This is a genomic window from Exiguobacterium sp. s168, assembly GCF_018619035.1.
Classification (GTDB): domain Bacteria; phylum Bacillota; class Bacilli; order Exiguobacteriales; family Exiguobacteriaceae; genus Exiguobacterium_A; species Exiguobacterium_A acetylicum.
The window spans coordinates 113,543-133,304 of record NZ_JACSNE010000001.1 but is presented as its reverse complement, the minus strand read 5'-3'; the positions used below and the strand labels follow the sequence as shown (position 1 = coordinate 133,304).

Annotated in this window: 21 protein-coding genes; 1 reads left to right on the top strand and 20 read right to left on the bottom strand. The window is 48.9% G+C overall.

Features of this window, described 5'->3' with window-relative positions; all coding sequences use genetic code 11:
- Positions 1-42 precede the first annotated feature (42 nt).
- The 9 genes from lepB to smc form a co-directional block, all read right to left on the bottom strand.
- On the bottom strand, positions 43-582 hold the full coding sequence (gene lepB / locus KNQ15_RS00690; RefSeq protein WP_034786034.1) for a signal peptidase I: 540 nt from the start codon (positions 580-582) through the stop codon (positions 43-45).
- Positions 583-686: 104 nt separating this feature from the next.
- Positions 687-1,040: a 50S ribosomal protein L19 gene (rplS, locus tag KNQ15_RS00685; protein WP_023468738.1), complete on the bottom strand. Its 354-nt coding sequence runs from the start codon at positions 1,038-1,040 to the stop codon at positions 687-689.
- A 112-nt stretch (positions 1,041-1,152) separates the two neighbouring features.
- Positions 1,153-1,881, bottom strand: a complete 729-nt coding sequence (trmD, locus tag KNQ15_RS00680) for a tRNA (guanosine(37)-N1)-methyltransferase TrmD (protein WP_029342089.1) — start codon at positions 1,879-1,881, stop codon at positions 1,153-1,155.
- Complete coding sequence (rimM, locus tag KNQ15_RS00675) at positions 1,878-2,387, bottom strand: ribosome maturation factor RimM (RefSeq protein WP_214727125.1); 510 nt, start codon at positions 2,385-2,387, stop codon at positions 1,878-1,880. Before rimM ends, trmD begins: the two co-directional genes overlap by 4 nt.
- Positions 2,388-2,449: 62 nt before the next feature.
- A complete protein-coding gene (rpsP, locus tag KNQ15_RS00670) occupies positions 2,450-2,725 on the bottom strand; it encodes a 30S ribosomal protein S16 (protein WP_023468741.1) in 276 nt (91 codons plus the stop codon).
- A gap of 93 nt (positions 2,726-2,818) precedes the next feature.
- Positions 2,819-4,168 carry a signal recognition particle protein gene (gene ffh / locus KNQ15_RS00665; protein WP_023468742.1) on the bottom strand — a complete coding sequence of 450 codons (1,350 nt, stop codon included), beginning with the start codon at positions 4,166-4,168 and terminating at the stop codon, positions 2,819-2,821.
- A 12-nt stretch (positions 4,169-4,180) separates the two neighbouring features.
- Positions 4,181-4,501: a putative DNA-binding protein gene (locus KNQ15_RS00660; protein WP_023468743.1), complete on the bottom strand. Its 321-nt coding sequence runs from the start codon at positions 4,499-4,501 to the stop codon at positions 4,181-4,183.
- A gap of 99 nt (positions 4,502-4,600) precedes the next feature.
- Complete coding sequence (ftsY, locus tag KNQ15_RS00655; protein ID WP_029342091.1) at positions 4,601-5,605, bottom strand: signal recognition particle-docking protein FtsY; 1,005 nt, start codon at positions 5,603-5,605, stop codon at positions 4,601-4,603.
- Positions 5,602-9,165, bottom strand: a complete 3,564-nt coding sequence (gene smc / locus KNQ15_RS00650; protein WP_214727123.1) for a chromosome segregation protein SMC — start codon at positions 9,163-9,165, stop codon at positions 5,602-5,604. Before smc ends, ftsY begins: the two co-directional genes overlap by 4 nt.
- A 126-nt stretch (positions 9,166-9,291) precedes the next feature.
- Between smc and KNQ15_RS00645 the strand changes: the two genes are divergently transcribed.
- A complete protein-coding gene (locus tag KNQ15_RS00645) occupies positions 9,292-9,492 on the top strand; it encodes a DUF1128 family protein (protein WP_029342093.1) in 201 nt (66 codons plus the stop codon).
- A 70-nt stretch (positions 9,493-9,562) separates the two neighbouring features.
- Here KNQ15_RS00645 and rnc read toward each other — a convergent pair whose 3' ends face one another.
- From rnc to KNQ15_RS00590, 11 genes are all read right to left on the bottom strand, one after another.
- Positions 9,563-10,333, bottom strand: coding sequence for a ribonuclease III (gene rnc, locus KNQ15_RS00640; protein WP_023468747.1), 771 nt, complete (start codon positions 10,331-10,333; stop codon positions 9,563-9,565).
- 56 nt (positions 10,334-10,389) lie between these two features.
- On the bottom strand, positions 10,390-10,629 hold the full coding sequence (acpP, locus tag KNQ15_RS00635) for an acyl carrier protein (RefSeq protein ID WP_029342095.1): 240 nt from the start codon (positions 10,627-10,629) through the stop codon (positions 10,390-10,392).
- Positions 10,630-10,699: 70 nt separating this feature from the next.
- Positions 10,700-11,431: a 3-oxoacyl-[acyl-carrier-protein] reductase gene (gene fabG / locus KNQ15_RS00630; protein ID WP_035396763.1), complete on the bottom strand. Its 732-nt coding sequence runs from the start codon at positions 11,429-11,431 to the stop codon at positions 10,700-10,702.
- Positions 11,428-12,348, bottom strand: coding sequence for an ACP S-malonyltransferase (fabD, locus tag KNQ15_RS00625; protein WP_214727114.1), 921 nt, complete (start codon positions 12,346-12,348; stop codon positions 11,428-11,430). The genes fabG and fabD overlap by 4 nt, the downstream gene beginning before the upstream one ends.
- A gap of 16 nt (positions 12,349-12,364) precedes the next feature.
- On the bottom strand, positions 12,365-13,360 hold the full coding sequence (gene plsX / locus KNQ15_RS00620; RefSeq protein WP_029342098.1) for a phosphate acyltransferase PlsX: 996 nt from the start codon (positions 13,358-13,360) through the stop codon (positions 12,365-12,367).
- The gene (gene fapR, locus KNQ15_RS00615) at positions 13,357-13,926 is read right to left on the bottom strand and encodes a transcription factor FapR (protein ID WP_023468752.1); all 570 of its coding nucleotides are present in this window, start codon (positions 13,924-13,926) and stop codon (positions 13,357-13,359) included. Before fapR ends, plsX begins: the two co-directional genes overlap by 4 nt.
- Positions 13,927-14,011: 85 nt before the next feature.
- Complete coding sequence (recG, locus tag KNQ15_RS00610; protein ID WP_214727112.1) at positions 14,012-16,042, bottom strand: ATP-dependent DNA helicase RecG; 2,031 nt, start codon at positions 16,040-16,042, stop codon at positions 14,012-14,014.
- A complete protein-coding gene (sdaAA, locus tag KNQ15_RS00605) occupies positions 16,026-16,922 on the bottom strand; it encodes an L-serine ammonia-lyase, iron-sulfur-dependent, subunit alpha (protein WP_023468754.1) in 897 nt (298 codons plus the stop codon). Before sdaAA ends, recG begins: the two co-directional genes overlap by 17 nt.
- Before the next feature lie 4 nt (positions 16,923-16,926).
- Positions 16,927-17,589, bottom strand: a complete 663-nt coding sequence (sdaAB, locus tag KNQ15_RS00600; protein ID WP_214727104.1) for an L-serine ammonia-lyase, iron-sulfur-dependent subunit beta — start codon at positions 17,587-17,589, stop codon at positions 16,927-16,929.
- A gap of 100 nt (positions 17,590-17,689) precedes the next feature.
- Positions 17,690-19,363, bottom strand: coding sequence for a DAK2 domain-containing protein (locus KNQ15_RS00595; RefSeq protein ID WP_029342102.1), 1,674 nt, complete (start codon positions 19,361-19,363; stop codon positions 17,690-17,692).
- A 25-nt stretch (positions 19,364-19,388) separates the two neighbouring features.
- Entirely contained in the window at positions 19,389-19,751 is a 363-nt protein-coding gene (locus KNQ15_RS00590) for an Asp23/Gls24 family envelope stress response protein (protein ID WP_023468757.1), read from the bottom strand.
- Positions 19,752-19,762: the final 11 nt, after the last annotated feature.

Below are 19,762 nucleotides of genomic sequence, written 5' to 3'. Positions count from 1 at the left end.
AGCTGCTTACTTTTAACGGCAAGCGTCTCATCTTCTTTCGTTTTAATCGACAGAACGTACATCATTGAATGGATAGAAGACGAAGTTCGTCGTTCCGACGATTTGTTCTTCATCCACGAAACCGATATCACGACTATCTTTTGAATTTTGACGGTTGTCTCCCATGACGAATACTTTCCCTTTCGGAACAGTCGTTTCACCTGTTCGCTCTTCAAGCGTGAAGTCTTCCGTCAATGGAACACCACTCATCTGGGCTTTGTATTCTTTCAAATACGGTTCAGCTACTTTCTTATCGTTGACATACAACGTATCGTCTTTGTAATACATCGTATCTCCTGGAACAGCGATGACCCGTTTGATGTAATCTCGAGTTTCCGTTGCATGGAAGACGACGATATCGCCTCTTTCTGGTTCATTAAAATAGTACGGGACCTTATTAACGATCATTCGATCCGCATTGTGTAAGGTTGGCATCATCGATTCCCCATCAACGATGACGGGTACGAACAGGAACGTTCGAATGATGAACGCGATGACGAGCGCTACGACGAGCGCCTTTACCCAACTGAATAACTCCTTCACGAATTCCACTCCCTTGATTAACGCAATTTCTTCCTAAGGACTAGTATACGCATAAACGGCAAAAAAAAGAAGCTTGTCCGGAGACAAGCCACTTTTTCACATGATTAACGACGAATTTCTTTAATACGCGCCGCTTTACCACGAAGGTTACGGAGGTAGTAAAGTTTCGCACGACGGACTTTACCGTAGCGAACGACTTCGATTTGTGCAACACGTGGTGAGTGGAGCGGGAATGCACGCTCAACGCCAACTCCGTAAGAAATTTTACGGACTGTGAATGTTTCACTGATGCCGCCACCGTGACGTTTGATGACTACGCCTTCGAAGAGCTGAATACGCTCACGCGTACCCTCGACGACTTTAACGTGTACACGGACTGTATCCCCAGGACGGAACGCAGGGACGTCTGACTTGATTTGTTCTTGTGTAAGTTCACGGAACAATTGTTGTGTGTTCATGAATGATTTCTCCTTTTTTCACCAATGTTCTTATCTTCATTTGCTTCAAGCATCCGACAGCGGAACATCGTTAATGGGTGGCTTTTGCCACATGTTTTAACTTATCATAGATTCAGTCGTTTGACAATCCTGAAATCGAGTCTAAATAATGCTGATCTTCTTCTGTTAACGGTGCATCAACGAGGAGATCGGGACGACGCTCATATGTCCGTTTTAGCGACTGTTCCCGTCGCCATTTTTCAATCCGGGCATGGTTGCCTGATAACAAGACATCGGGTACGCGGTGCCCTTTATATTCTGCCGGACGTGTATAATGCGGATATTCAAGTAGCCCCGTCGAGAAGGAATCATCTTCGTGACTCGCAGATGCACCGAGGACGTCCGGTAAAAGGCGGACGACAGCATCGATCATCGTCATCGCAGCAAGTTCTCCTCCCGTCAAGACAAAGTCTCCGAGCGAGACCTCATCCGTCACCAACTGATCATGAATTCGCTGATCAAACCCCTCATAGTGACCACATAAGAAGACTAGTTCTTCTTCGTTTGCCCACTCTTCTGCCATCCGTTGCGAAAAACGTTTACCGGTCGGTGTCATGACGATGATCCGTCGTTTTCGTTCCGGCAGGCTCGCCATCGCATCGAAGACGGGTTGAGGTGTCAACAGCATGCCAGCTCCTCCACCATATGGATAATCATCGACCTTACCATGCCGATTCGTTGAAAAGTCCCGGAAATTGATTGTTTCGAGCATGACGCGTTCATCGTCTTGCGCTCGTTTGACGATCGAATGATCGAGCGCTGAAAACATTTCTGGAAACAGCGTCAATACACGGATGTTCATTCTTCGATCAGTCCCGGAAGCGGCGTGATTTGGATGCGTTTCTGTTCGACGTCAACGGAAGCAACGACTTGTTCAATATACGGAATCAAGACATCCTTTTTCCCGTCACGTTTGATCGTCCAGACATCGTTCGCCCCTGTCTCGAGAATATCGGAGACGACACCAATTTTCGTCTCACCGTCGTAGACCGTACAACCGATGATTTCATGATAGTAAAATTCATGCTCGTCTAAGTCCTGCAAGTCTTCTGCGTGGACATAGAGTTTCAATCCTTTATACTTCTCAACGTCATTGATATGATGCATCCCTTTGAACGTCACCATGCTGAATTGTTTATGCTTCCGGTAGCCACTGATCGTCACTGGTGTATACGTGCCTTCAGAGCCGAGAAAGACTTCCTTCCCGACCTTAAAGCGTTCCTCCGGGAAATCCGTGCTCGCGAGTAACTTCAATTCCCCTTTTAGACCGTGCGTATTAGCGATTTTCGCAATTTCCAACCATTCCATTCGTTTCACTTCCTTTCTTAAATTAAAAAAAGGAGGTAAGCTTTCGCTCACCTCCTAATGTCTTACTTCGCGAGTTTCGCGTTGTGGAATTTCTCCATGATACCAGCTTGTGAGAAGAGGTTACGAACTGTGTCCGAAGGTTTAGCACCTTCAGAGAGCCATTTAAGAGCTAGCTCTTCGTTGATTTTAACTTCTGCTTCTGGTTTAGCAACTGGATTGTAGTATCCGATTTGCTCGATGAAACGACCATCACGTGGTGCACGTGAGTCTGCTACTACCACACGGTAGAAAGGTGATTTTTTTGCGCCCATGCGCTTAAGACGAATTTTAACTGCCATTCGTAAGTCCCTCCAAATAATAAATAATTTTTTCGTTTAGTCAAATTGACAACTTCATTAGTATACAACGTTACAGCAAAAGAGAAAAGACTTTTAAAAGAATGGAAGGCCAAAGCCTTTCTTTTTCCCTTTGCCCATCTGTCCGGAAAATTGTTTCATCATTTTCCGCATGTCTTCGAACTGTTTAATGAGGCGGTTGACTTCTTGGATACTGCGTCCGCTACCACGGGCAATCCGCTTCCGACGGCTCGCATTCAAGATTTCAGGTTCAGTCCGCTCTCGTTTCGTCATCGATTGGATGATCGCTTCGACATACACGAGTTGCTTCTCATCGATTTGGGCGTTTTTCAACCCCTTCATCTTCCCTTTACCTGCCCCAGGGATCATTCCCAACAGTTCGTCGAGTGGACCCATCTGTTTCACTTGCTGCAACTGCTCGATGAAATCATCGAATGTAAACGATGCATCGCGCATTTTGCTTTCTAACTCTTTGGCACGCGTAGCGTCCATTTGTGACTCTGCTTTTTCAATCAGTGTCAGCATGTCTCCCATGCCTAGAATCCGAGACGCCATCCGCTCGGGATAGAATGGTTCGATGGCATCGAGCTTCTCTCCAAGACCGACGAACTTAATCGGTGCTCCGGTGACTGCCTTGATGGAGAGTGCTGCACCACCTCGCGTATCTCCGTCGAGCTTCGTCAGAACGACTCCCGTTACGCCAAGCTTCTCGTTGAAGCTCTCTGCGACGTTGACGGCATCCTGACCCGTCATCGAATCGACGACTAGGAAGATTTCATGCGGTTTGGCGATCTCCTTCACATCAACGAGTTCCTGCATCAGTTCCTCATCGACGTGTAAGCGACCTGCCGTATCGATCAACACGATATCGTGATGATGCTCTTTTGCATAATCGAGTGCACCGGTAACGATTTCTTGTGGACTAACCTGATCTCCCATCGAGAAGACCGGTAACTCCAATTGTTTTCCGAGTGTCTCTAATTGTTTGATTGCTGCCGGACGATAAATATCCGCCGCAACAAGCAAAGGACTACGATTATGTTTTTTACGTAAATGATTGGCAAGTTTACCCGTTGTCGTTGTTTTACCTGCCCCTTGCAGACCCGTCATCATGATGACGGTCGGAGGACGGTTCGCAAGCGTCAATGGTGACACTTCTGCACCCATCAGATTCGTCAATTCATCGTGGACGATTTTGACGACTTGTTGTCCTGGCGTCAAAGACGTCATGACATCCTGTCCGACGGCACGTTCCTTTACATCATTTACGAATTGTTTGACGACCTTGAAGTTGACGTCGGCTTCGAGTAGCGCTAAGCGAACTTCGCGCATCATCTCTTTGACGTCTGCTTCAGAAATCTTACCTTTACCTCGCATTTTAGCGAGACTGGCTTGAAGCCGTTCCGATAATCCTTCGAATGCCATTAAGAATGCCTCCTACTCTAATTGCTCCAATGTCTCAATGATCACTAGGGCTTCACCCGGAAGGTCGCATTGCTTCAGCTGATCGAGTAACTGCTTTCGCCGTTCGTGTTTCTTGAACAGCGATAGTCGTTCTTCATACTGCTCGAGCATGGCTTCCGTGCGTTTTATGTTGTCGTAGACTGCTTGTCGGCTGACTTCAAACTCATCGGCGATCTCACCTAAGGAAAAGTCATCTAAGTAATAGAGTGACATGTAATTCCGTTGTTTTGGCGTCAAAAGCTCCTGATAAAAGTCAATCAGATAATTCATCCGGTTCGTTTTATCAAGTGTCATCCGAGCACCTCCGCAATGTTAAGTGAAATTCCTTTACAGATAGTATAGTACAGCCCTCACAGTGTGTTGTCAAGTTTTTTTCTTTACATGAAACGTCGCTTATTCCGCGCTTTCTTCCGTGTCGACGTTTTCTTTTTCTTCAAAGACATCGCCAAACAGGCCATATACGAATTGTTCTGCGTCAAACGGTTGTAAATCATCGATTTTTTCACCGAGACCCACGAACTTCACCGGTAGATTCAGCTCGTTCTTAATCGCAAGAACAATCCCGCCTTTTGCCGTTCCATCAAGCTTCGTTAAAACGATTCCGCTAACGTTCGTCGCTTGTTTGAAGGCTTTTGCCTGCACCATCGCGTTTTGCCCTGTTGTTGCGTCAAGTGCTAGTAACACTTCATGGGGTGCACCTGGAATTTCACGTTCGATGACACGCTTGACCTTTTCAAGTTCGTTCATCAGGTTGACCTTGTTTTGAAGACGTCCTGCCGTATCACAAATCAGGACATCAACCTTACGTGCTTTTGCTGCTTGGACGGCGTCATAAACGACAGCAGCCGGGTCGGACCCTTCGCCTTGGCGGATGACCGGTACACCGGAGCGTTCGCCCCAGACTTGCAATTGATCGATCGCACCCGCCCGGAACGTATCCCCCGCTGCTAACATCACGCTCTTGCCTTCTTGTTTTAATCGGTTCGCAAGTTTCCCGATTGTCGTCGTCTTCCCAACGCCATTGACACCAACGAACAGGATGACATTCAGCTCATGATCGAGATCGAGAGCTGTCTCTTCTTCTTCGACTAACATCTTCGCAACGACTTCAACGAGGACGTCTCGGACTTGTTTTGGATCCTTGACGTTACGTCGTTTGACTTCTGTCTTTAATTCCTCGACCAAATCCATCGTCGTCGTCACACCGACGTCGGCTTGGATCAACACTTCTTCTAACTCTTCGAAGAAGTCTTCATCAACTTCTCGGAAGCGGTAGACGAGATCATTGACGGCACTCGCTAATCCGTCACGTGTCTTCGTCAAGCCTTCCGTGAATTTAGTCGTGACTTCTTGTGTCGAAGTCGTCAAGCGGTCTTTCAGTTTTTTAAAGAAACTCATTGTTTAATCTCCTTTGGTTCTTCACTTAATGTACGCCGTGCCTCTTCTAGTTTAACGGATAACACTTCAGATATCCCGTTTTGCTGCATCGTGACGCCATATAAGACGTCTGCTGCCTCCATCGTCCCTTTACGATGAGTGATGATGACGAACTGTGTCTCGCGTGCTAGCTGATGGACGAACTCGCCGAATCGCGCGACGTTCGCTTCATCGAGCGCTGCCTCGACCTCATCGAGGACACAGAATGGAACGGGACGTGTCTTAAGAATCGCAAATAATAAGGCGATGGCTGTCAAAGCACGCTCTCCACCAGACAAGAGCGACAAATTTTGCAGCTTCTTACCAGGCGGTTTCGCGACAATATCAATTCCACTCGTCAACAGATCAGTCGGGTCAACGAGGACTAGATCGGCTTCACCGCCCCCGAATAGCTCTCGGAATGTTTCCCGGAAGTGTTCACGGACAGCATCATACGTTTGACGGAACAACCGAATGACTTCTCGGTCCATCTCTTCGATGACGCCATAGAGATCCGTTTTAGCAGCGACGAGATCATCCCGTTGCGCTGACAGGAACGTAAACCGTTCATCGACCTCCGCGAATTCCTCAATCGCACCGATATTGACGATGCCGATTTCTTCGAGTTGGCGTTTGAGCAGATGAATTTCCTCTTTCGCCTCATCATACGATAGATCGAGTGGTGCAATCAGTTCGAGCAGTAATCCCATCTCTTCCAGCATTTCTTGTCTTGTCTCAAGACGTGTACTTGTTTTCCCTTGAGAAAGTCGAAGTTGCTCGAGTGTCTGTTTCGTCGTTTGTTGATCGTCCTTTGTCTTCGCTTCGCGGATCCGGATCAAGCGCAAGGATTCTGCTTGTACTTGAATCCGTTGTCCGATCGCGACGAGTTCGGTCTCGACCCGTTGTTGTTCCTGTTCCTGTTCACGCTGTTCCGCATGCAAGGCATCGATTTTCGCTTCGTCGAATCCTTCAAGGACATGACGCAAGTCACGGCGTTTATGACTACGCTCAAGCTTCGCGTGACTGACCTGTTCCGTCAGGCGTTCGATATCTTGCGTGAGTTGCGCTTGTTTCATTTGAATCGTCCGCTCTTCGAGAACTGCTTCTGCTTGTTCCTTCTTCAGTTCGTCCATCGTAACGGCGCCACGGGCTTGCGCATCCTTGAGACGATCTAAGGCTTGTCTGAGCTCTGTTTGACGCTCCGTCCATTTTGCGATTTCGACTTCCGACGTCTCGATGATCCGACGTGCTTCTTGTTCTTGTTCGAGTACACGTGCCATCTGTCGATCTTCAACCGATAATTCAGACGTCATGACAGCAAGATGACGGTTCGCATCTGCTAACGTATCGCGCGATTGTTCGAGTTGTCCTTGTAATGTTTGAATCGTTTCTGTCCGCGTCCGAGCAGTAGCATCAAGCGTCTGAATCGCCGCTCTCAGATCTTCCAAGCGGCGCATCTGCTCCCGAATGACCGCTTGCCCGCGTGTCAGTCCCTCTTTTAACTCGTCGAGCTCACGCGATTGACTGAACAATGGGGTACCCTTCTTCCGACTTCCGCCAGTCATCGTACCGCCAACGTTGACGACGTCTCCTTCGAGCGTGACGAGACGATAGCGATGTCCTGTCGAACGGGCAATTTGGTTCGCCTGTTCAAGTGACTCGACGACGAGTGTCGTACCGAGCAGGTTCATCTTTAATTTCGTCAACGACTCATCCGTCGTCACGAGATCACTTGCGATCCCGACGAATCCAGACATCCCTCCGACTTGTTCTCGCACTGAACGGTTAACTTCACGTGCTTGGAGTGAGGCGAGCGGCATGAACGTCGCTCGACCGGCATTTAATCGTCGGAGTTCCTGAATCAGACGACGTCCAGTCGCATCGGTATCAACAACGATGTTTTGCATCGCCCCACCGAGCGCTGTCTCGATTGCCGCTTCAAACCGCGCCGGAACCGAAATCAACTCTGCGACCGCCCCGTGAATACCTGGGTGATGATCTCGTTGTTTTAAAATCGTCTTAACGGCACCGAAATAACCGCTATAGTCGGCTTTGACAGATTCAAGGAATTCAATCCGGTCTTCCGTCTTATGACGACGTCGCTCTAAATCCGCAACGGACTGTTCGACTTGGCGTAACGCATGTTGTTGTTCATTTCGTGCAACAAGTGCCGTTGTTTCTTCTTCTGTTGCTTGGTCCAACTTCGTCCGGATCGAAGCAACATCCGCTTCTAGTCGAGCGACATCTTCCTCGAGTTGACGACGTGTCGATTGTTTCGTACCGCTATCCGCCGTAAAAGAACGTTGTTGTTCTTCTGCCTGCATGAGATCTTGCTTCGCCCGATTATAAGCATTATTCGTCGCAGCTAATCGACTCGCCACTTCAAAAGCTTCCGAACGTAATGTTTCAGCTTCCTTATCAAAATCACGATCGGTTTGTGTCAGCGCTTGATCGGCTCGTTCTCGCTCAGCCGTGATCCGTTTTGCTTCCTGATCGACTTCTGCTTGGCGTTCCTGTAAAGCGGTCAGTTCGAGTTCCAGTTCCTTGACGCGTTCTTCGACGACGGCAACCTCTTGTTCGAGTCGCTCTTTCGTCTCGGTCCCGTGTTTTTCACGCTCTTTCGCTAGGTTAAGGGCACCTTGGATTTCAACCAGTCGCGTCGAGACATGTCGAAGTTGCTCCTGCAACGCGTTTTCTTGTTGCCGTTCTTCTTCAAGCGCCGATTCTTGATTCTCTCGGGACACGACGGTCTCTTCGTAAGTCGTCTTTTGAGACGCAAGGCGTTCTTCACATTGTGCGATGTCACGCGCCAATGTTTCGAGCTCCGTCTGATACGTCGTGATTTCATGCGCTAAGATACCACGCTCGAGGACATCATGCCGTTCTCGAGCGACGAGATACTCTTTCGCGAGCGCTGCTTGTTCACGTAACGGCTCGATTCGTCCGCCGAGTTCATATAAAATATCATCGACACGCGATAAATTCGCTTCCGTATCACTTAATTTCCGCTCTGCTTGCTTCTTGCGATGACGATACTTCAAGACGCCTGCTGCTTCCTCAATGACAGCACGACGTTCTTCCGGTTTACCGGAGATGACTTGTTCAACTCGCCCTTGTCCGATGATCGCAAAGGCGTCACGTGACAAGCCTGTGTCCATGAACAGATCAAGGACATCCTTCAGACGACATGGTTTTTTATTTAAAAAATAATCGCTGTCTCCATTGCGGCTGACACGACGCGTGACGCTGATTTCCTGATACGGTAACGCCACCGTTCCCGACTCGTTGTCTAAGACGAGCGTCACTTCAGCAAATTGTTTCCGGTGTTCAGACAGACTGCCGGCAAAAATGACGTCTTCCATCTTCGCCCCGCGCAGGGACTTCGCAGATTGTTCTCCGAGCACCCAACGGACAGCGTCCGATATATTTGATTTCCCACTTCCGTTCGGTCCGACGACTGCCGTGACACCCGGAAGAAATTCTAGTTCAGTTCGACTGGCAAATGATTTGAAGCCATTGATTTCAATTCGTTTTAAGTACATCTTGATCACCCGTATGTTTAAATTTCTTTTGAATTTCTTTCAGTTTACCATAGCCGAAACGCTAGCAACATGATAGGTTTTAAGGTAGTATCATGCGAAACAAGAAGAAGAGGAGCGAATAACACGATGACGATTGAACAAATGATTGAAGCAATCTTAGATAAATTGAACATCATCAACAAAGGGGTCATTAAAGCAGACCAGTTTGACGGCTCAAAAAATGAGGACTTAAAAGAGATTTATGAGTTCGTCATGATGCGCGACTCGTTATCACTTGCAGAGGTCGACGCAATCGTCGACGAGCTAAAATCCCTCAAGACCGTCTAATCAAGCGAACTTCACACGATAAAGGCCGATCATCTCTCAAGCGCGTGAGAGATGGTCGGCCTTTTGTTGCTTAAAACTGTTTCTTTAATTCAAGTAAGGCTTGTTTTGCCGCCTGTTGTTCTGCCTCTTTTTTCGATCGCCCTGTCCCAATCCCTTCGAGCTCATCCGCGACTTGGACACGCGAGATGAATTCCCGACTATGCGCTGGACCGCGCTCCTCAATGATTTCATACTCGATGACACCTAAACCGACACGTTGAATCGCTTCCTGTAATTGACTCTTGAAATCCGTCTGCTCTTCAAAGAAGCCTGTCGCCACTTTCGGAAAAACCGCTTCGGCGAGGAATCGTTCGGCTGCTTCGATGCCTTGGTCAAGATACAAGGCGCCAATGAAGGATTCGAAGACATCCGCAAGTAAGGCTGGACGATTCCGACCACCGGTCAGTTCTTCCCCCTTACCTAACAGAATCATATCGGAAAACTGATAGTGATTCGCAAATTGGACGAGTGACGGTTCACAGACGATCGCCGCTCGCAATTTCGTTAATTCCCCCTCGGAACGTTCCGGGTAGTGTTCGAATAGATAGCGTGACACGGTCAACTCTAAGACAGCGTCCCCTAAAAATTCTAGGCGTTCATTATCCCCTTCTGACTCGCGTTGTTCATTGACGAACGAAGAGTGCGTAAAGGCTTGTTTTAATAGCTCGACATTAGAAAACGTGATATTCAGACGCTCTTGTAACGCTTCGAATTTCTGCTCGATTTGAGCGAGCGTCCGAGCATCCTTGCGTCGTTTTACATAGGGTCCTTTTCGGACACGACGTCCTTTTTGATTCGTCATAGTTCCTCCTAAACAGCTAAAGCCCACCGCAAAATGCGGTGGGTCAGCTTCAATGATCAGACTTGTGTTTCGATGTAGTTGACGACATCGCCGACAGTCTTCAAGTTTTCTGCTTGCTCATCTTCGATCGTGATTTCGAACTTGTCTTCTAAGTCCATGACGAGTTCCATGACTTCGAGAGAGTCAGCACCGAGGTCGTCTTTGAACGATTTATCAAGTGTGATTTCACTTTGTTCTTTACCTAATTTTTCTGCGATTGCTTCTTGTACGTCTACTAAGATTTGTTCTTTTGTCATTTTAAAATCCCTCCATGAGTTGAGTATATAAGATGATTGCCGATTTGGCAAAGTACTACCGTTAGTTGTGTTACATCGTCATGCCGCCATCGACGGCAAGAGTTTGTCCTGTGATATATCGCGCTTCATCTGAAGCGATGAAACTGACGAGTGAAGCGATATCGTCCGTTTGACCGAAGCGTTTCAACGGAATTTGCCCGAGTGACAGGTTCCGCTGTTCTTCCGTCAATTCATCCGTCATGTCAGTCTCGATAAAGCCTGGACAGATAGCATTGACTGTGACGCCTTTACTAGCGAGTTCACGTGCGACGGATTTCGTCAGCCCGATCAGACCCGCTTTCGCAGCGACATAGTTCGCTTGCCCTGGATTTCCGGAAATACCGACGACTGATGCGATGTTGATGATACGACCGCTTGTTTTTAACAATGGACGTGTCGCAGCTTGCGTGACAAGAAACGCTCCCTTGAGGTTCGTATCGATGACAGCATCGAAATCCGCTTCCTTCATGCGCATTAGCAAACCATCGCGCGTGATGCCGGCATTATTGACGACACAATCCAGTTGACCGAACGTGTCGATTGTCTGTTTGATCATCTGTTTGACAGCATCTGCTTCAGCGACATTCGCTTGAATCGCGAGTGCCTCTCCGCCTGCTTCCTTGATTTCACGGACAACGGCTTCCGCCTTATCCGTGCTTCCTGCATAGTTGACGACGACACGGAAACCATCTGTTGCCAATCGCTTTGCGATGGCAGCTCCGATGCCGCGTGACGCGCCAGTGACGAGTGCTACTTTACTCAACGAATTCCCTCCGCTTCCAGTTGCTCAAGTGTCGTGATGCTGATGATCTTCGCATCTTTTTTGATTCGTTTCACGAGACCGCTCAATGGAGATGATGGACCAAACTCGATGAATGTATCCGCACCCTCTTCAATCAGACGCTCGACGCATGATTCGAACCGGACCGGTGAATAGAGCTGTTGAACGAGCAAACGAATCAATTCGTCTGGTTGATCGTGGAACGTACTGTCGACGTTCGAGATGAATTTCGTCTTCGCTGCTTCAAACGGTGACGAGACGAGAATGTCTTCGAATCGTGGTGCGAATGGTGTCATGAGTGACGAATGGAACGCACCTGATACATCAAGCGGTAAGACACGTTTTGCTCCGAGCTCTTTTAACTTCGCTGTAGCGGATTCGACCGCTGCAATTTGTCCGGAGATGACGAATTGCCCAGGACAGTTGTAGTTCGCTATCTGGACAATCTCTCCCGTTGCCGCAATCGATTCGACCGCGTGATGGGCTGCCTCGACATCATTCATGCCGATGACTGCCGCCATCGTTCCACCCGTGACTTGATTCATGAGTTTTCCGCGTTCGCGGACGAGATAGACGGCTTCAGACGGTGTGATGACAGAAGCTGCGACGAGCGCGCTATATTCTCCAACACTGTGTCCGAGTACGAAATCAGGTGTGTGTCCTTGTGCTGCGTACTGCTGTGCGAGTAATGCACTATGTGCGACGATGGCTGGTTGAGCGATGTCCGTCGCTTTCAATTCATCCTTCGTTCCTGTCGTCATCAGCGTCGTCAGATCCAGACCAATTCGCGTTCCGAGGTCAGCGAGTGCTTGGCGTGTCTCGTCTTGCGTGATAAGCGTCTGTCCCATTCCAGGCGTCTGTGACCCTTGTCCTGGAAACATCCAAACTGTTTTCCCCATCTCGTCTCACTCCTTCTTAACGTGCTTCTGTTGCCTTCGCTTGAACGATTTTGGCAACGACTTCTTGTTCGACCATCTTTTCCGCTTGAACGAGCGCTCGGCTAAATGCGTAGGCATTACTTGAACCATGCGCCTTGATGACCGGAGCCGCAATGCCGAATAGTCCAGCACCGCCATATTCTTCATAAGCGAGCAACTGCTTCATTTTTTTTAACTTCGGTTTCAGTACGAGAGCGGCGAGCTTTGATGTCCACGAGCTCATGAACTGTTCTTTCATGACACCCATGATCATACTGGCAGCCCCTTCTGTACTCTTAAGTAACGTATTGCCGGCAAAACCTTCCGTGACGATGACATCGACGTCACCGCTCATCGCTTCTCTCGCCTCGACGTTCCCAACGAAATGAATCGGTGCTGTCTCAAGTAGCGGATACGTTTCCTTCGTCAGTGCATTCCCTTTACCGGCTTCTGATCCGATATTCAGGAGTCCGACTTTCGGACGTGTGATGCCGCGAACTTGTTCTGCGTAGACAGACCCCATGATGGCATAATCGAGCAAATGCTCTGCCTTCGCATCCGGATTGGCGCCAACATCTAAGATGACGACACCTTTCCCATTACGTGTCGGGAAAGTCGGGGCCAGTGCAGGACGGTCAACTCCTTCGATTCGACCGATGACGAACAATCCGGCAGTCATGAGCGCTCCCGTGTTTCCTGCTGAAATCAAGGCATCTGCTTCTCCTGATTTCACCAGGTTTGCAGCCACAACGAGTGAGCTATCTTTCTTGCGGCGAATCGCACGTACCGGTTCATCTTCTCCGGTGATGACGGATGCCGCGTGGACGATCGTCACGCGCGGATCCTCGATTGTGTATGAGCGTAATTTCAACTCATCTCCGACTAGTCGGATATCGATGTCTTCGTTTGGACGTTCTGCCAAATAGGCAACGACCCCTTCTACGATGGCACGGGGTGCGTGGTCGCCCCCCATAGCGTCAACTGCTAAAATCATTTCGATTCCTCCTTACTACTTCGATACACCGTGAACTCACCGATGAAGACACATTCTTCACCGACATAACTCTCCACCGTGATGTCAGAACGCCCATCTTGACGATGGGAACTGACGAACGCCTTCGCAACGACGCGTTCTCCGACGTGAACGGAGCGTGTGAACTGGACGTTCGCACGTGTCGTCAACGCGAGTTCATCATCGATGAGTGCAATCGCAAGCGAGTTTGCCTGCGCGAACAAAATATGTCCGCGGGCGATTGCATTCCGACTAAATGCATGTTCCGGCAAAATCTCAAGGATCGAGATGGCAGATGTATCGAGTTTCAGGTCAATCATATCACCAATGACTTCATTTTCAGTCAACGTACGCACATCATCCAGCCGTTCGGTCGCGACGTGTTTAATTCGCTCCCGTAATTCCGGAATCTTTAATTCCATCCGGTCGAGACGAATCGTCTGGATACTGACACGGAATCGTGTCGCCAGCGCTTCATCCGTGATGAACGGATTTTGCTCGATCGTCTGTAATAATTCTTGTTGTCTCTCTTTTTTAGGTACCCGCATGTATGTTCCTCCCACAAGAAGGATGACCACTATTATTACCTGGTACTAACAGTAGTATATATCCCTTGTTGTTCACTTTCAAGTATTATTCGATTCTTTCTCCTTCAAGTAGCCCTTGTCGTTCGATATAGTCACGTAAGACATCATATTCCGGCGCTTGCCAAAAGGCGTCCGATCGCAGTAAGCGGACTGCATCTTGTCGCGCGGTTTCCATGACTTGTATATCGAGCGCAGGATCAGTCAAGACGAATCGCGGTAAACCACTTTGTTCGGTACCAAAGAAATTTCCGGCTCCGCGCAGTTTCAAATCCTTTTCCGCTAGCTTGAAGCCATCGTTCGTCTCCGTCATCGTCTTGATCCGTTCTTTTCCCGTATCGGAAGAGGGATCGGCGATTAGAATACAATAAGACTGGGCGTCACCTCGACCGACGCGTCCTCTTAATTGGTGTAATTGCGCAAGACCGAAGCGTTCTGCATCATGAATGACGATGATCGACGCGTTCGGAACGTTCACGCCGACCTCGACGACAGTCGTTGAAACAAGGATTTGAACGGTATTCTCCTTGAACGCCTGCATGACTTCGTCTTTTTCGGAAGAAGTCAAGCGCCCATGCATCAAACCGACATGATAGGGCTTGAACCGCTCAGTCAATATCGCATGTAATTCAATCGCATTTTGAACTTCGAGTGATTCGGATTCCTCGATCAATGGCGTGATGACGTAGGCTTGTCTTCCTTGCGACAATTCTTTCTCGACGAACCCGAAAACGCGTTCCATCTGTTGTGGTTTCGCCCAGTAGGTCTCGATTTCCTTTCGTCCCGCCGGCATCTCATCGATGATCGAAACATCCATATCTCCAAAGACCGATATCGCAAGCGTACGCGGAATCGGTGTCGCTGTCATATATAATACATCTGCCTGTTCGGCTTTCGCGCGCAATCGTTTCCGTTGTTCGACACCGAAGCGATGTTGTTCATCGGTGATGACGAGGTGTAATGCCTTGAACTGGACGGTATCTTGAATCAGCGCATGTGTTCCGACCAAGACGTCAATCTCTCCAGTTACAAGAGCTTCTAGTAAATGCACCCGTGCTTTCCCTTTAACCGAACTTGTCAGTAGACCGACCCGAATCCCAAGTGGTTCAAGCAATGGGGCGAGCGACGCTGCATGCTGTTCCGCTAAAATTTCGGTCGGCACCATTAAGGCGCCTTGTCTTCCGGCACGAACCGTCGCGAACAAGGCGATGGCAGCGATGACGGTCTTCCCGCTTCCAACGTCCCCTTGCAACAACCGATTCATTCGTTCGCCGCGACTTATGTCGTCTAGGATTTCTTTTGTCACGCGCTGTTGCGCTCCTGTCAGTGGAAACGGTAGACTCTTGATGAAATTCGCTATATCCGCTTCGTGCAGAGGCAAGGCAATCCCTTGACCTTTTCTTCGTCCAAGACGTAATGCCTGTAACTTCAGCTGAAAATAAAGACACTCCTCATAGACATAGCTCCGACGAGCTGCCGTTAACTCTTTTCGATTCGTCGGGAAATGAAGTGCCTTTAGCATCGTCATCCGATCTTGTAACCGGTATGTCTTCCGGATGCTATCCGGTATCCGTTCAGCCAATGCCTCAGTCTCCTTAAACGCCAAGTCGACGACGCGTCGAAACGTCTTCATCCGCATGTCGCCACGTAACGAATAGACCGGTGTCAATTCACCTTCGATTGCTCCGAATTGTAGTTCCGTCGCAGAGATCGTCATTCGGTGCAAATCCCATTTGCCACTGACCGTCACTTCTGCCCCGAGTTGTAGTTGGTCTTTGTAGAATGCTCGGTTGAACATCGTCACCGTCACACTATATCGTTCTTCAACGAGCAGACGGAACGTTAAACGATTCTTTCCTTTACCGTAATAGCGCACAAGTGGTTCAGACTGGACTTGACCCGTGAACTTGACTTTATCCTCATGAATCGCTTCCGTTAGACTTCCCGTCACGAAGTCGTCATAACGAAACGGGACGTGCTCGAGCACGTCCGCAACGGTGAGAATATTCATCTCTTCTAGTTTTTTCGCCAAATCCCGTCCGACACCTTTTAGCGTCTTGACGTCACGTGATGGATTCATTCGATAACTCTCCGAAGATTTTCGCTTCGAGCCAGCGACCCGTCGGTGTATTCGCGAGTCCGCCTTTTGCTGTCTCGCGAAGCGCAGATGGCATCATCTGACCAATCTCATGCATGGCTGAGATGACTTCATCACACGGAATCCGTGACGTGATTCCAGCGAGTGCCATATCGGCAGCGACGACGGCATTCGCCCCACCCATTGCATTTCGTTTGACGCACGGTACTTCGACGAGTCCTGCAACAGGATCACAGACGAGTCCGAGCATGTTCTTCAGCGCGATCGCAAAAGCATGCGCTGACTGATCCGGCGTCCCGCCTGCCATCTCAACGATCGCAGCTGCTGCCATCGCTGTTGCTGAACCAACTTCTGCCTGACAGCCACCAGCTGCTCCGGAAATCGACGCATTATTCGCGACGACGAAGCCGAACGCACCGGATGTGAACAAGAAGCGTAACATCTGCTCACGCGTTGGGTTTAAGCGATCTTTGACCGCAAATAACGTACCTGGCACGACGCCGGCACTCCCTGCCGTTGGTGTCGCACAAATTTTTCCCATCGCAGCATTGACTTCATTCGTTCCGATTGCCTTACTAACGGCGTCCAGTAATAAATCACCGGATAATCCTTTACCTGAAGCACGGTACCGTTGAAGCAAGACAGCATCCCCACCGGTTAGTCCTGTCACCGACTGGACACCATCACCATCAAGTGAACGAGCGACTGCTTCTTCCATGACTTGTAGGTTTCGCTCCATCATCGCGTAAACTTCATCCCGCTCTAAGTGACGAACCGTCATCTCTTGCTCGATCATGACTTCCGAAATCGGAATGTTTCGTTCCGTCGCGATGGCGACGAGTTCTTTTACGGATTTAAACATGTTTTCACTCTCCCATCATGACGGCACGCTCGACTTGAGGTAACCGATCGATTTCTTCCAACACTTCTGCCGTTATCCGGTCATCAATCTCAATTGCCATGAGTGCTTGTTTTCCTTTTTCGTGCCGTGACACTTCCATATGCCCAATGTTGATTTCGTAATCAGCCAAAATGCTCGTCACGGCTGCAATCGCACCAAAGCGGTCATGGTGTAAGACGACGAGTGCCGGTCCCCCACCGGACAAGCGAAGCGGTACACCATTTAGTTCCGTGATCTCAATTGTTCCCCCACCGATTGAAATACCAACCAATTCAAACTCTTCTAATCCATTCGACAAGTGGACACGTGCCGTATTCGGATGATCCGTCAACGCCTCACTCGTCTCGAAATGAATCTTAATCCCTTTCGACTTCGCGATATCGATCGATTGTGGAATCCGGTCGTCGAACGTGTCGTATCCGAGAACCCCGCCAATAATCGCCACATCCGTTCCATGTCCGCGATACGTATCAGCAAATGACCCATAAAACGTGATGTGGATGACAGTAGGTGTTTCCCCGAATAATTTACCCGCCATCAATCCAATCCGTGCAGCTCCCGCTGTATGCGAGCTTGATGGACCAACCATGACTGGTCCGATGATGTCAAAGACGCTACGATATTTCATCTCTTTTCCCCTCTCTATGAAACAAACGAAATCCCACCTCTATTATCGCAGATGGTGGGATTCGTGAAAAGGCTAGTCGCCCTTTTTCAGTATGATGGTTTTATTCGACGCTTAAAATGTACGAATAAAGTGGTTGTTTACCGTCGTGGACTTCCACTTCAGCATCCGGATTAACCGATTCGATGTACGCGACGAGTGCGTCAACTTCTTCTGTTGAGACGCCTTCACCGTAAAGAACCGTGATGATCTCATCATCTTCCGTGACGAGTGTATCGACGAGTTTCTTGACAGCACCAAGACTTGATCCGTCTGTAGCGACGATTTGTTTTTCAGCAATCGCCATATGGTCGTCCTTCTTGATTTCAACACCATCGATGTTCGTATCACGTACAGCATATGTGACTTGACCCGACTTAACAGCTGCAATCGCATCCGCCATATGCGCTTCGTTCTCTTCGACAGTCGCTTCCGGGTTATAAACGATTGTTGCTGCTAAACCTTGTGGGACTGTTTTTGATTTCACGACCGTCACACCACAATTCGCGACAGATGCTGCTTGTTCAGCCGCCATGATGATGTTCGAGTTGTTCGGGTAGACATAAACGTGTTCCGCGTGTGCATCCTCGATCGCCTTAACGATATCTTCCGTTGATGGGTTCATCGTTTGTCCGCCTTCGATGACGACACTGACACCGAGTGATTTAAAGAGTTCACTGATTCCTTCACCCATTGCGACTGTCACGAGGGCTGCTTTCGCTTTTGCCTTCGGTGCAGCAACTGGAGTGACTTGGTTCGCGCCTTCTTCTTCAAGGATCGTCGAGTGTTGTTGACGCATGTTTTCAATCTTAACAGCGACGAGTTCACCGAAACGTTGTCCTTTTGTGATGACTTCTCCTGGTGTTTCGACGTGGACGTGAACTTTAAGGAGTTCTTCATCCGCGACGACAAGCAACGAATCACCGAATTCCGCTAATTCGTTACGGAAGTCTTCTTCGCTGAACGGTGCATTCGCAAGTTTGTCATCCTGGAAACGAACCATGATTTCCGTGCAGTAACCGTAATGGATTTCCTCCGTCGACATGAAGCTTTGAGCCGTTTTATGATGCTCTGCTTCGACGAGTGCTTCCATGACAGGCGCATGCGGCTTGTCGAGTTCTTTTCCTTCGAGCGTTGCGAGGAATCCTTCATAGATACAGACGAGACCTTGACCACCAGAGTCAACGACGCCTACTTCTTTTAATACCGGAAGAAGTTCTGGTGTACCGTCGAGCGATACTTTCGACGCTTCGACGAGTTGACGCATCAACTCTAAGAAATCCGTCGTCGTCTCAGATTGTGCGATAGCAGCGACAGCTGTTTCACGGGCAACCGTCAAGATTGTTCCTTCGACCGGTTTCATGACTGCTTTGTATGCTGTATCGACACCTTTTTGCAACGCATCTGCGAATTCCTTCGTATCAATCGTTGTCTTACCTTCGATTGATTTCGAGAATCCACGGAACAATTGGCTTAAGATGACGCCAGAGTTTCCGCGTGCTCCCATCAATAATCCACGTGCGAAGACGTTCGCGACTTCCGATACAGAATCCGAAGTTGATTTACCTGCTTCTTTTGCACCTGAAGTCATCGTCAAATTCATGTTCGTTCCCGTATCACCATCTGGCACAGGGAAGACGTTCAATGAATCGACGAAATCTGCGTTTTGATAGAGATTCGCCGCGCCATTTTGAATCATCTTGACTAACTGCGCTCCTGTTAAACGATCTACACTCACTAAAGTTTCCTCCTCTATTCCCGCCTTAGACATTCGTCAAGCGGACTCCTTGGACAAAGATGTTCACAGATGTCACGTCAAGACCTAGTGCCTGACTGAGCGTGTATTTCACGCGACTCTGTACGTTATTCGCCACCTCTGAGATTTTCGTTCCATAACTTACGATGATATGCATATCGATATGGACCTGCTCTGAAGCCTGTCGAACGATGACACCGCGTGCAAAGTTCTCGCGTTTTAAGAGTTCTGCAAGACCATCCTTGATTTGAGACTGGGATGCCATACCAACGACACCAAAACATTCCATTGCTGCGCCGCCCGCAAGTTGCGCGACGACATCATTATCTACATCAATCTTTCCATAGGTCGTTTTCATCTCGATCGCCACCTGAGTAGCCC

Excerpts from the sequence above, each read along its gene's own strand:
- rplS (WP_023468738.1), bottom strand. The coding sequence starts at position 1,040 with ATGAACACACAACAATTGTTCCGTGAACTTACACAAGAACAAATCAAG.
- trmD (WP_029342089.1), bottom strand. The coding sequence starts at position 1,881 with ATGAACATCCGTGTATTGACGCTGTTTCCAGAAATGTTTTCAGCGCTC.
- rimM (WP_214727125.1), bottom strand. The coding sequence starts at position 2,387 with ATGGAATGGTTGGAAATTGCGAAAATCGCTAATACGCACGGTCTAAAA.
- rpsP (WP_023468741.1), bottom strand. The coding sequence starts at position 2,725 with ATGGCAGTTAAAATTCGTCTTAAGCGCATGGGCGCAAAAAAATCACCT.
- ffh (WP_023468742.1), bottom strand. The coding sequence starts at position 4,168 with ATGGCATTCGAAGGATTATCGGAACGGCTTCAAGCCAGTCTCGCTAAA.
- KNQ15_RS00660 (WP_023468743.1), bottom strand. The coding sequence starts at position 4,501 with ATGACACTTGATAAAACGAACCGGATGAATTATCTGATTGACTTTTAT.
- ftsY (WP_029342091.1), bottom strand. The coding sequence starts at position 5,605 with ATGAGTTTCTTTAAAAAACTGAAAGACCGCTTGACGACTTCGACACAA.
- smc (WP_214727123.1), bottom strand. The coding sequence starts at position 9,165 with ATGTACTTAAAACGAATTGAAATCAATGGCTTCAAATCATTTGCCAGT.
- KNQ15_RS00645 (WP_029342093.1), top strand. The coding sequence starts at position 9,292 with ATGACGATTGAACAAATGATTGAAGCAATCTTAGATAAATTGAACATC.
- rnc (WP_023468747.1), bottom strand. The coding sequence starts at position 10,333 with ATGACGAATCAAAAAGGACGTCGTGTCCGAAAAGGACCCTATGTAAAA.
- acpP (WP_029342095.1), bottom strand. The coding sequence starts at position 10,629 with ATGACAAAAGAACAAATCTTAGTAGACGTACAAGAAGCAATCGCAGAA.
- fabD (WP_214727114.1), bottom strand. The coding sequence starts at position 12,348 with ATGGGGAAAACAGTTTGGATGTTTCCAGGACAAGGGTCACAGACGCCT.
- plsX (WP_029342098.1), bottom strand. The coding sequence starts at position 13,360 with ATGATTTTAGCAGTTGACGCTATGGGGGGCGACCACGCACCCCGTGCC.
- fapR (WP_023468752.1), bottom strand. The coding sequence starts at position 13,926 with ATGCGGGTACCTAAAAAAGAGAGACAACAAGAATTATTACAGACGATC.
- recG (WP_214727112.1), bottom strand. The coding sequence starts at position 16,042 with ATGAATCCATCACGTGACGTCAAGACGCTAAAAGGTGTCGGACGGGAT.
- sdaAA (WP_023468754.1), bottom strand. The coding sequence starts at position 16,922 with ATGTTTAAATCCGTAAAAGAACTCGTCGCCATCGCGACGGAACGAAAC.
- sdaAB (WP_214727104.1), bottom strand. The coding sequence starts at position 17,589 with ATGAAATATCGTAGCGTCTTTGACATCATCGGACCAGTCATGGTTGGT.